The organism is Thiosulfativibrio zosterae (genome assembly GCF_011398155.1).
GTDB classification, from domain to species: domain Bacteria; phylum Pseudomonadota; class Gammaproteobacteria; order Thiomicrospirales; family Thiomicrospiraceae; genus Thiosulfativibrio; species Thiosulfativibrio zosterae.
Genome location: NZ_AP021888.1, coordinates 1,511,968 through 1,523,755 on the forward strand (window position 1 = coordinate 1,511,968; position 11,788 = coordinate 1,523,755).

Annotated in this window: 12 protein-coding genes and 1 riboswitch; of the genes, 7 read left to right on the plus strand and 5 right to left on the minus strand. The window is 42.3% G+C overall.

Annotated elements, in window-relative coordinates:
* Nucleotides 1–23 precede the first annotated feature (23 nt).
* Nucleotides 24–530, minus strand: a complete 507-nt coding sequence (locus THMIRH_RS06970) for a DNA-deoxyinosine glycosylase (RefSeq protein ID WP_173291407.1) — start codon at nucleotides 528–530, stop codon at nucleotides 24–26.
* Nucleotides 531–719: 189 nt separating this feature from the next.
* Here THMIRH_RS06970 and THMIRH_RS06975 point away from each other — a divergent pair, with 189 nt between their 5' ends.
* The 7 genes from THMIRH_RS06975 (at nucleotide 720) to THMIRH_RS07005 (ending at nucleotide 9,941) form a co-directional block, all read left to right on the plus strand.
* On the plus strand, nucleotides 720–2,627 hold the full coding sequence (locus THMIRH_RS06975; RefSeq protein WP_173291408.1) for a diguanylate cyclase domain-containing protein: 1,908 nt from the start codon (nucleotides 720–722) through the stop codon (nucleotides 2,625–2,627).
* A gap of 53 nt (nucleotides 2,628–2,680) precedes the next feature.
* Nucleotides 2,681–2,887: riboswitch (cobalamin riboswitch) on the plus strand.
* Nucleotides 2,888–3,073: 186 nt separating this feature from the next.
* On the plus strand, nucleotides 3,074–4,891 hold the full coding sequence (locus tag THMIRH_RS06980; RefSeq protein ID WP_173291409.1) for a TonB-dependent receptor plug domain-containing protein: 1,818 nt from the start codon (nucleotides 3,074–3,076) through the stop codon (nucleotides 4,889–4,891).
* Nucleotides 4,892–6,358 carry a cobyric acid synthase gene (locus THMIRH_RS06985; protein WP_173291410.1) on the plus strand — a complete coding sequence of 489 codons (1,467 nt, stop codon included), beginning with the start codon at nucleotides 4,892–4,894 and terminating at the stop codon, nucleotides 6,356–6,358.
* 96 nt (nucleotides 6,359–6,454) lie between these two features.
* Nucleotides 6,455–7,327 (plus strand): tetratricopeptide repeat protein, encoded by an 873-nt coding sequence (locus tag THMIRH_RS06990; RefSeq protein WP_173291411.1) that lies wholly within the window; start codon nucleotides 6,455–6,457, stop codon nucleotides 7,325–7,327.
* Between the two features lie 31 nt (nucleotides 7,328–7,358).
* Complete coding sequence (locus tag THMIRH_RS06995; RefSeq protein WP_173291412.1) at nucleotides 7,359–8,447, plus strand: MBL fold metallo-hydrolase; 1,089 nt, start codon at nucleotides 7,359–7,361, stop codon at nucleotides 8,445–8,447.
* Between the two features lie 16 nt (nucleotides 8,448–8,463).
* The gene (gene cobO, locus THMIRH_RS07000) at nucleotides 8,464–9,084 is read left to right on the plus strand and encodes a cob(I)yrinic acid a,c-diamide adenosyltransferase (RefSeq protein ID WP_173291413.1); all 621 of its coding nucleotides are present in this window, start codon (nucleotides 8,464–8,466) and stop codon (nucleotides 9,082–9,084) included.
* Nucleotides 9,084–9,941 carry a cobalamin-binding protein gene (locus THMIRH_RS07005; RefSeq protein ID WP_173291414.1) on the plus strand — a complete coding sequence of 286 codons (858 nt, stop codon included), beginning with the start codon at nucleotides 9,084–9,086 and terminating at the stop codon, nucleotides 9,939–9,941. Before cobO ends, THMIRH_RS07005 begins: the two co-directional genes overlap by 1 nt.
* Before the next feature lie 68 nt (nucleotides 9,942–10,009).
* On the opposite strand, the gene THMIRH_RS07010 is transcribed toward THMIRH_RS07005, so the two are convergent.
* From THMIRH_RS07010 to THMIRH_RS07025, 4 genes are read right to left on the minus strand one after another with little or no spacing between them, the layout of a single operon-like run.
* Nucleotides 10,010–10,552: a YaeQ family protein gene (locus tag THMIRH_RS07010; protein ID WP_173291415.1), complete on the minus strand. Its 543-nt coding sequence runs from the start codon at nucleotides 10,550–10,552 to the stop codon at nucleotides 10,010–10,012.
* Nucleotides 10,553–10,594: 42 nt separating this feature from the next.
* On the minus strand, nucleotides 10,595–10,798 hold the full coding sequence (locus tag THMIRH_RS07015) for a hypothetical protein (protein WP_173291416.1): 204 nt from the start codon (nucleotides 10,796–10,798) through the stop codon (nucleotides 10,595–10,597).
* A gap of 1 nt (nucleotide 10,799) precedes the next feature.
* Complete coding sequence (kdsB, locus tag THMIRH_RS07020; protein WP_173291417.1) at nucleotides 10,800–11,576, minus strand: 3-deoxy-manno-octulosonate cytidylyltransferase; 777 nt, start codon at nucleotides 11,574–11,576, stop codon at nucleotides 10,800–10,802.
* Nucleotides 11,577–11,581: 5 nt separating this feature from the next.
* Nucleotides 11,582–11,782: a Trm112 family protein gene (locus THMIRH_RS07025; RefSeq protein ID WP_173291418.1), complete on the minus strand. Its 201-nt coding sequence runs from the start codon at nucleotides 11,780–11,782 to the stop codon at nucleotides 11,582–11,584.
* Nucleotides 11,783–11,788 lie beyond the last annotated feature (6 nt).

Genomic DNA, 11,788 nt, shown 5'->3' on the forward strand with positions numbered 1-11,788 from the left:
AAGAAATTAATAAAGCGCGTATTTTACTGTATTTTTTGTAAAATTTCTCGCCAAAACAACCACTTATCTTCTAGGGTTAAAGCCGCATTGGCGGGACTGGTGGATGGTAAACAAATCAGCTCTAAATCTGCTGGCAAATTTTGGTGTTTCAAAACCTGTTTTTTAAATAAATCGAGTGCGGCTTTACCATTAAAAATAATCCTTTTTAAGTCCGGATTTTCAATAAAAAGCGCTTCAAAGTCATTGGCTTGCGGCTGCTTAATGGCTGAATCTAAACTGCCTTGGCGTTCACAAGTTTGCAGCACATCCCAAAGCATAATATTGGCATTAAGTAATGCTTGTGTTTTTTGTTCGACTGTTTGTAAGTCACTATTTAAATAACGCGCCATGATTGCCCAAAAGGCATTACGAGGATGCGCATAGTAAAAATCATCTTCAATTGAACGCACACTGGGCATGGTTCCTAAAATAAGCACTTTAGGTTGGTCAGGTTTAATTGCTTGAAATCCCACAACATGATGATTGTTCATAATTTTTATATGGCCATTAAAAGAAACGCAATAACGCATTCGTGTTTTTTCTTATAATTTTATCGAAAAGCCCTTTAATTAAAGCTTTATTCTATTGTTAATGATTATTTAAGAAAGCGTTTTCAAGTGTCTAAATCTCATATTAACTATTATTGGATATTAGTACTTCTGCTCTCGCAATTCTGGGCGATGTCCGCCTGGGCAAAAACAGACTATACCATTGGTATCTTAGCATTTCGGCCTGCTGAAGTGGTCAAAGCAACCTGGCAACCGCTGGTTGATGAACTTCAAGAAAAAATTCCCAACGCTCGCTTCTCTCTGGTTCCTTACAATTATCCCGACCTAGAAAAAGCCGTTAACAATAAATCCATCGATTTTGTTTTTACCAACTCCGCCAACTACATTTTCTTACAGCACTTTCATCCGCGAATGACGCCGTTGGTGAGTTTGATTAACCAATATCAAAATCAACCACTCTATGGGTTTGGCGGTGTGGTTGTGGTTAGAGCAGACAGTAATATTCGTTTTCTCAACGACTTAAAAAACAAAACCATCGTCGCGCCAAACACCCATTCCTTGGGCGGTTATATGATGCAAGTTTTCGAACTTTTGAAGGCTGGAGTCCCAACAAATCAATACCAAGTAAACACTGTGGGTATGCCACATGACAAATCCATTAAAACCTTACTAGATGGCAAGGCAGATGCCGCTTTTGTGCGAACGGGCGTCTTAGAGCAATTATTCGCCAGTGGTGCTTTAAAACCCAATCAAGTCAGAGCGCTGCCCAATTTACAAGAAGCTCAATTCCCGCTCAAAATCTCCACTGAAATCTATCCTGAATGGCCATTTGTGGCGATGCCCCATATCGATGAAAAACTAGCCAGTCAAGTGGCGAGCGTGCTTTTGAGTATTCCACAACAAGGCGAGTTGGCCAAAAAGCTAGGTATTTTTGGGTTTAAAATTCCCAGCGACTATCAGCCTGTGCGTCAAATCTTGCAAGCGCTCCGCGCCGAACCCTATAACACCACACCAACTTTTACACTTGAAGATATTTGGTTCAAATTCCACACATCCATCTTAACGATTTCGGCCTTAAGCTTGGTGGTTTTGGTTTTGGTCGGATTGCTGTTTAATACCTATCGCAAGTTGCTCAAAAGCCACCAAAAACTCAAAGAAAACGCTGAAGAGCTGCAATTAACTGCTTTGTCTTTTAACAGTTACCAACCGATTTTAATCACCAACGATAAAAAAGAAATCATCAAAATCAACAAAGCTTTCACTGAAACCTTTGGCTACACCGAAAAAGAAGTTATCGGACAAAACCCCAGCATTTTTGCTTCTAGAGAACACAAACCCAATTTTTACAAAAATATTTGGGAGCAAGTCGAAATCAACGGATTTTGGCGGGGTGAAATTTGGGACAGAAAAAAATCGGGCGAATTATTTCCCGTGTCTTCAACCATTACCGCCATCAAAGACCCCACAGGCAAGGTCACTCACTACCACGCCTCTTATCTAGACATTACTTTCGATAAAGCCCTTGAAGAACATTATAAAAACCTCGCCTTAACGGATCCTTTAACCAAACTGGCCAATCGCACTTTACTGAAAGATCGCATTGAACATGCCATCGCCAGTGCAAAACGCTATAAAACCATTTATGCACTGGTCTTTATCGATTTGGATAATTTTAAAGTTCTTAACGACAACTATGGCCACCATCTTGGCGATTTGCTTTTAAAAGAAATCGCCAACCGACTCACCCATAATGTACGCGACCTAGATACCGTTGCGCGCTTGGGTGGTGATGAATTTGTTTTGCTCCTTGAGTCCTTAAGCACTAGCCCTGAAGAAGCCTATGAGTTCGCCGCCGAAATTGTCGGCAAAGTGCAACAAGCCATCTTAGTACCCTATTTACTTGATGAACTCAGCTATGAAGCCTCTGCCAGTTTTGGCATCACTTTATTCTCTGACCAAATCAGCAACGAAACGCTGATTATGAAGCAAGCAGATACTGCCATGTATCAAGCCAAAAACGCAGGCAAAAACACCATCAGCTTTTATCCTTATAACAGCAACGAAGAGTCGTTTTCTTAAAGACACCTCACCCAAACGCCCCCTATCTTATTTTGACATCCACTCATATTTGAGTATACTTCGGTTTTTTAGGTGCTTTGATGGGCTCTGCCCTCAAAGTTAAACGGGAAGTTTGGTGCGCTAATTTAATCGCAATGCCAACGCTGCCCCCGCAACGGTGATAGAGAAGACTTAACACTGGCCATTGAATGTACTGCATTTGAGAAGGCGTTAAGAAATGGCTCTTAAGCCCGGATACCGGCCTAAAAACAACCAGGCCTGGTTATTTTTAGTGCTTTTTTAAGCCTTTTGCCAGCCAAAACCGATTGCGGTGGGCAATGCGGCGTGAATTTATCTCTATTGAATACCTTAATTTATTTCTGATAAATCAAGGCTATTTACCTTTGTAAACTAACGACCCAATTGCCTTCGTTCATTAAATACTTTATGAATTGAAGGAAAATTCCATGAAACTTTCAAAATTAAGTTTGGCTATTTTAGCCACGCTCAATGCTTCTGCCATCTATGCAGAAACCTCAACAACGCAACTCAGTCAAGTGGTGGTTACCGCCAATAATACCGAACAACCTCTCAGTTCAGTGACAGCAAACACCACCATTATTACCGCTGAAGAAATTGCCGAAAAACAATATAAAACCTTAGATGAAGCGCTTAAACAAGTGCCAGGTATTTTTATCACAAACCAAGGCGGACTGGGTAAGCAAACCACTATTTTTATGAGAGGTGAAACCGGCAAACGCATTTTGTTTTTACAAGACGGTGTTGAACTCAATGATCCTACCAGTGTTGGCGGAACCCATGTTGAAGCCCTTTTACTGGATGATGTGGAGCGTATTGAAATCATTAAAGGGGCTCAATCCAGTGCTTGGGGAAGTGGCGCTATGGCGGGTGTTATTAATATCATCACCAAAAAGCCTGGGCAAAAAGCGCAAGCCACAATTAGCGCGGGTAGTTACGGTTATCAAAAATTAACCACCACTTTAGGCGCGGGCAATGAAAAAGTTGATTTCGTTGTGAATTTAACCGATGTGAGCAGTGAGGGTTTCACGGCAATCAAAGACGCTCATAAATCTGTGGATGGCTATGAAGCAGATCCTTATTCTCAAACAGACATCTCTTTTAAAATGGGCATAAACCCAACTCAAAACCAAAGAGTCCAATTGTTTGTTAAACAAAGTCAATATGCAACCAACATTGATTTTGGCAGTAGCCCAAGTACCGACTCACCGTCCACCTATCAATCACAATTAAGACAACTTTCTTATCAAGCCCGCATGGGTTCTTTCACGCCGAGTTTCGCATTGCAAGAAAATACCCTTGAGAGCACTTATAGCAAAGGTAAGCAAACCAAAGTTTCCACTCAAGTAAAGATGAATTATTTCAATAATCAATTTGCAACGCTGTTTATTGATAAGAAATTCTTAACCAACGAAAATAATGCTAAAAACAACTATGACAACTTGGGTTTTGGACTCAATAATACCAATTTGTTTTTAAAGCAAAAGCTGATCTTAACCCAATCATTAAGAAGCGACGAATATGACGCCTATCAAGATAAAGTAACCGGTAACTTGGGCGCAAAATTTCTGTTTACCAACACAATTTCCCTAGCGGCGAATATGGGTACTGGCTATCGTGCGCCCTCTTTGGCGGAGTTATCTTATGCAAGTGTGCCTGTTTACCCTGAAACCAAAGAATCTTACGATATTACGCTTGCGCTTTTGGGTTTAGAGCTGACTTATTTCAACTCCAAAATAGATCGTGAAATTGATTACGATAATAGTATTGGCAGCTATGGAAGCTATACTAACTTCACTGGCAGCTCAAAATATCAAGGGTTTGAAGCCTCCTATAAAATCAACTTTGGCAACATCCAAACCAATGCAGGCTTTAACTATACCGCCCAAACCGCTAAAGACGACAATAATCAATGGTTAGCGCGTCGTCCAGAACAACAAGCTGGTCTAACTTTGGATAACTATTCTCTAAACAACACTCACTTGGGGTTAAGCACTCGTTATATTGGCAAGGTCTATGACAAAGCCAATCAGGCTGGCGCGCAAGTTGGTGAATATTTTGTGACCGATTTAACTGCCGATTACCAAGCAACCCAGCATGTGAATGTGTTTGCTAAGGTAGAAAACCTGTTTAACCAAGATTACACCACCGCAGTAGCCGCTTACCAAGCCGATGGCGTTACACCGAGTTATGTTTATGCCAATGGTGGCACTCAATTGTTTGTTGGCGTCAAAGGCAGTTTATAAATGACAACAACCCTCATGATTCAAGGCTGCACATCGGATGCGGGCAAAAGCACTTTAGTGGCGGGATTATGTAGGGTTTTGGCAAGGCGCCATTTTTCGGTGGCGCCTTTTAAGCCGCAAAACATGGCACTTAACAGTGCCGTGACCCCAGATGGCGGAGAAATTGGCCGAGCCCAAGCCTTGCAAGCGCAAGCGGCTAAAATTCCAACATCGGTTCACATGAACCCAGTGTTACTCAAACCCAGCAGTGATACAGGCGCTCAAGTGATATTACAAGGTCATTCTATTGGCAATCTTAATGCCATGGATTACCACACTTATAAACCCAAAGCGGCAAAAGCCGTTTTCGATTCTTTTCAAATTCTCTCACAGCAATACCAGTCAATTTTGGTAGAAGGCGCAGGTTCACCTGCCGAAGTTAATTTGCGCCAAGGCGATATTGCCAATATGGGTTTTGCCGAAGCCGTGGATTGTCCGGTGATTTTAATTGCCGACATCGACAAAGGCGGTGTGTTTGCTCATATTGTAGGTACGCTGGCGTGTTTGAGTGAATCTGAAAGAAATCGCATCAAAGGCTTTGTGATTAATCGCTTTCGTGGCGATATTGCTCTATTACAAGGGGGGCTTGATTGGTTAGAAACCGAAACGGGCAAACCAGTGCTGGGCGTTTTGCCCTATTTGCATGGTTTACATTTAGATGCGGAAGATGCCATTGCCAGTGAAAACGCCAAATCTAAAACCAGTCAGGCAACTTTTAAAGTCATCGCCCCGCTCCTACCCCACATCTCAAACCACACGGATCTTGACCCGCTGATTTGTCATCCGCACATAGATTTTCAGTGGGTCAAACATTTAGAACCTATACCACCCTCAGACCTAGTCATTTTGCCAGGCAGCAAAAGTGTTGGGTTTGATTTGAATTGGCTTAAGTCTCAAGGTTGGGAAACCTATCTGCAAAAACATTTGCGCTACAACGGTAAACTCATCGGCATTTGCGGTGGTTTGCAAATGTTGGGGCAACACATTCTAGATCCATTAAAAATGGAATCTGAAGATTGCCAAATCACTGGGCTGAACTTAATGCCCTATTCCACCGAATTTAAAGCAGACAAACAACTCATACAACGCACCGGAACCCTTAACTTATCCAACCCATCGCCGGTTGTTGGCTACGAAATTCATCAGGGCATCACAGACTTTAAACATTTAACCCCAGCCATTCATTGGACGACAGGTGAACAAGATGGCGCAATTTCTGAAGACAATCAAATTTTAGTCAGCTACTGTCACGGATTGTTTGATCATCCTAACGCATTAAAATCATTGTTAGCTTGGTCAGGTCTCAATCAAACCGTGTATTTTGATATAGAGCAACAAAGGGAAACTCAATTGAATCGACTGGCCGATACCCTAGAAGCTCACCTAGATTGGCAAAAACTCAACCCTATTTTAGGCATTACGGAATAACAAACCCTTATTGTGATCATAAAATTCCAAACCCAAGAACACCTTGCGCTTGGTTTATAATGATTTTTTTAAGAAGAAAGAGATGAGATAAACACCATGAGCCAAACTGCTTTTATTTTTGATATTAACGCCCAAAACTTCGATGATTTAGTGCTCAAAAATTCACATAAACTGCCTGTGATTCTTGAGTTTATGGCTGTTTATTCGGGCCCTTGTATCACCTTAGAACAAACTTTAACCGCTGCCGCTAAAGACTGTGCAGGGCAGTTTGTGTTTGCAAAAGTGGATATTGATGAGCAGCCTGAACTGGCGCAACAATTTGATATTCAAAATGTACCCACGACCTTTGTCATGAAAAACGGTGATATCAGTGAAGCGGTTGAAGGGCTCATAAAACCCGATGAAGTGGCAGCTTTATTACGCAGCTTAGGCATTTTTAGAGTTTCAGATGATTTAAGAGAACAGGCAAGAACGGCTTATCTTTCAGGTCAAGTGGGTCATGCGATTCAACTATTAACCCAAGCCGCTCAACAAGACCCCAGCAATCCTCGCGTTGCCATGGATATGGTGCAAATCATGATTGATTTAGACCAATTTGAACAAGCTAAAACCATTTTTAACCAGTTACCAGACTCTGCTAAACAAAGTGATATGGGGCGTTCTTTATTAGGACAACTCACCTTTAAAGATTTGGCGGCAAAAACCCTTGGTAAAGAAAAGTTGATTCACCAAATTGCCCAAAATCCACAAGATGGCGATGCCTTATTTGATCTAGCTATCTGCCTGGTCGCAGAACATGACTATGAAACCGCTTTAAACCATTTGTTTACGCTTTACCAGCTAGACAAAGATTTTAAAAACGGTGCTGCAAAAGAAATGATTGTGAGTATTACCAATATGTTGGAAGCCAATGCGCCCGAGTTATGCAAAAAATTCCGCAAGCGTTTTGCCAATTTAAATGCGGCTTAATCAAGATTTAAAGTTTCATTAAGAGGCTTCTATGTTTAAAAAACTGCTATTGGTCATCACCTCCCTAACTACTTTCAGCTCGGCAAGCTTTGCTCAGCCATTTGAAGATGCGTATTTAAAAGGCTTTGAAACCTATGCTAAAGAAACCGGCATGGCTTCATTTCAAACCTATGTGGATGAGGTGAAAAAACTTCAAAAAGCTCAAGGTTATATTGGAGAAGCCTTGCCTTTACCTGAATTTAAAGAAATCATGCCCAATGTTTATACCATGACAGGTGCTTTGATGTGGGCCACCAAAGAAAACTTTGGACTGAATAATAACATCAGTTTTGTCATATTTCCGGAAGGCGTTTTTGTGTTTAATGCTGGGCCAAATCCTGTGGTGGCCTATAGCGCGCACAAAATGATAAAACGTATTACCTCAAAACCGATTAAGTGGATTGCCATTGAAAACAATCAAGGGCACGCCAACTTAGGTGCTAGCTATTGGTGGGATGTGGGTGTTCGCCATATTTATTCTCAAGAACTCGCGATTGAAGATTTTAATAAAAGTTATGACCGCAGTGTGCAGCGTGGCATGGAACGCGGTGATGAAGCCCTCTATGGCATTACGCGCAATATGTCGGCGCACTATACGCCTTTTAAAGACGCCCTAGATATTGATGTAGGGGGTGGCGAAAAAGTACAGTTGCGCTATTTTGGTGAAGCGCATACCCGCGGTTCGACAGTGGCTTATGTGCCCAGCAAAAAACTGCTCTTCACTGGTGACCTAGGCTACGCTGACCGCATGATTGCGGTATTCCCTTATACCAACACCCAAGACTGGATGGGCGCATTCGCCAAAATGCAAGCCTTTGCAGGTGACGATGCCACTGTGATTCCTGGACATGGTGGTGCGGCTTCCATGCAAAAAGTAAAAACCGACACCTACGACTACTTAGTTTATATGCGAGAAGAAGCACTGAAACTGATCAAACAAGGTAAGGGTGTTGAATCTGCAAGCGAAATAGATCAATCACAATTCAACTGGCGCCCTGTTTACGCTCAAACCCATGAGGGCAATGCTAAAAAGATTTTTAATGATGTTTTGCGTCATCTAAAACAACACCCTAATCCATAAACTTTAAGAGAATCTCATGTCTGAAAAACTGAATAATGAAGATCAAAAATCCAAATATCACAAGATTCGTATGGAACGCAAAAAAGCTCAAATTGATGCCGCCATTGCCAGCGCCACGCAAAAAAAAGGCTTGTTGCTGGTGATTACAGGGAACGGCAAGGGTAAATCCACTTCTGGCTTTGGCATGGTGGCTCGCGCTTTAGGACATGGTCTAAAGGTCGGTGTGTGTCAGTTTATTAAAAGTAGAACCGATACCGGAGAAGAAGCCTTTTTTAAAACGCACCCGAAATGTGAATGGCATGTTTTGGGAGATGGCTTTACTTGGGACACACAAGACCGAGCTGGCGATATTGCCACCTCCGAAAGAGGTTGGGCAATTGCCACCCAAATGCTGCAAGACCCCAGTTTTGATTTGGTGGTATTAGACGAACTGACCTATTTGCTGAGTTATGAATACCTCGATAAAGATACTGTGCTAAACACCATCAGCCATCGCCCTGACATGCAACATGTGGTGGTCACTGGGCGTTCAGCCATTGCTGAGCTGCGTGACATGGCCGATACCGTATCAGATATTAAAGATGAAAAGCACGCCTTTACCAGTGGCATTCAAGCACAACCCGGTTTTGATTTTTAATGCATTTTTTTCTGAGTTTACTGAGCGTCATTTTAGGCTTACAAAGCTGGCACTGCCAAGCAAACGCTCAGCAAATTGAACGCATTATTTCTTTGTCACCTGGCACCACAGAATTGGTTGCCAGCGCAGGGGGATTAGAAAAATTAGTGGGCGTTATTGAGTTCTCGGATTTCCCTGCCTTTGCAAAATCCCTACCCATCGTTGGCAATTCATCAGGCTTGAATATCGAAAAAATCATTCAACTGAAACCCGATTTAATTGTTGCTTGGCAAGGTGGCAATCGTTTACAAGACATCGAAAAATTACAATCTCTCTCTAAGCAATTAGATTTTAAATTAATGTTATTTAACGCCAAAACCTTAGAAGAAATTCCCAATACGATCAATATATTGGAACATATTATTCACAAAACTGCTTATAAAGCATCCATCGTCAATCAGCTTAAAAATCAACTGAATCATCAACGCAGTTTGTATCAAAACGCCAGACCTGTTTCCGTGTTTTATCAAATTTGGAACAGTCCTTTAATGACCATCGGCAAGGATCAATTCATCAGTCAAGCCATAGAAATCTGTGGTGGTAAAAATCTTTTTCACGACCTTAAACAGCCAGCTGCCGAAATCGGTTTAGAATCGATTATTACCCGTAACCCAGAAGTTATTTTGCTAGGTGGTCAATCCGCCACCCAAAAAGATTGGTTAAACACTTGGCAGCGCTGGCCTTTAATCGATGCGGTAAAACATAAACACATCTACCCTTTAGATGCTGATCAACTGCAACGCCCTACTGCGCGCTTAATTCAATCTTTACCGGTTCTCTGCAAGACCATTGACCAAGCCAGAATACCCCAAAAATAACCAGGCCTGGTTAAATTTGCACCTAAAATGCCCTTTTAATCCAGTTTATTGAATCGCTAAGATGCGCGTTATTCGTTGCGTTGCAAAACTTCCCAATGCACTTCGCAATCGCCTTTGGCAGTGGCAATATAAGCGGTATCGCCGCTAAAGGTCACCGAAAAATCTAAGGTGCGCTCTACCAACTTTGCCAAGGCTTGAATGCCATTCCAGTCAAAACGCACCACCTCTAATGCCAAGGTTTTAAATTGCGACTCACCTTGCAGCCACCAAACATCAGACTTGGAATTAAAACTATAAACCTTGGTTTTCTTGGCAATGCGAGTGGCTTTTTTAATACGCTCAAATGCCGGCTCTCCCACATCTATCCATAACAGTAATTGGTCATCTAAACTTTTGGCCCAGAGGGCGGGTTCGTCGTTATCATTTAACCCTTTGGTAAAGGTCAAGCCTTCAAGGGGTGCGTTTAGGCAATAGGCCAATACTTGCACCATCATGCGTTCTGCGGTTTCAGAGGGATGTTGCGCAAATGTTAAGCTTAATGCATCGTAATAGTCACGGTTCATGTCTGAAACCGCTGCTTTAAATTTATAAATGGTGGGTTTGAGTGCCAAGGGAATGCCTTAAATTAGGGAGTAAGATTAGAGGGTGTGTGACTAAGCTGCAATGAAAAACCACAGCATATAAGCGCCATAACAGGCAACCATGACGATGGCAAATAGGGTAATGGGACGCATACCCTGCTGCTGGATAACGATACCTTGAGCTTCTAGCTGACGATGTTTAAAGTGGCGCTTAATCATCCAATACACAAAATACAAAAAAGCGCCTATAAACACTAAATTTAAAAGCTTACTCATGTTAAACCGATAAGCCTTGCTTTTGTGCCATCAGCTGGCGCACCAAATTTAGTTGTTCCAGGGTATCCACCCCAACTCCGGCTTCACACAGGGCGTCCAACACCAAAATTTTCTCGCCATGCCACAATACACGCAATTGCTCGAGTTTTTCAATTTGTTCTAACGCACACTCGGGCCAAGCTACATATTGTTTTACAAAACCCGCACGATAGGCATACAAACCGATATGGCGCTTGTAATGCCAATTTTTTGGAAGTGTTTTAGGGTCTGTATTGAAAGTATCTCTTGACCAAGGCAAGGGCGCTCGGCTGAAATTGATGGCACGATTGGCAACATCACGACTGACTTTGACCGCATTGGTATTAAACAGCGTGGCGATATCTTCAATCGGTTCGCACAGGGTTGCCATAGAAATTTCTGGGTGATCTGCCAAACCATCAGCCACTTGATGAATTAGCTCAGAAGGCAACATGGGTTCATCACCTTGCACATTAACAATGATTTCATCACCGCCAATATGCGCTAAATCGATGACTTCGGCAATGCGCTCAGTCCCAGATTGATGATGTGCGCCGGTTAAACACACCTCGGCACCAAATGCTTCACAAACCGCTTTGACTTCAGCCGATTCCGTGGCAATAATAATGCGCTCTGCTCCAGATTGCTTGGCTTGAAGCCAAGTCCATTCAATCATGGGTTTGCCTAAAATATCCATTAGGGGTTTGCCGACTAGGCGGCTGGAGTCAAATCTGGCAGGAATAATAATGGTAAACGCCATATTATTTAGCTCTTTTTAGCGCGGTAAGTTTCAACTTCATCGCTACTGAGTTCGCGAGCCTCGTCTGCCAACATGATAGGAATACCATCTCTCACGGGATATGCTAACTTGGCTGCCGTTGAAATCAGTTCTTGAGATTTTTTGTCATAAAATAAAGTCGTTTTGGTAACGGGACAAACCAAGATATCAAGTAGTTTTGGATCCATTGTAGA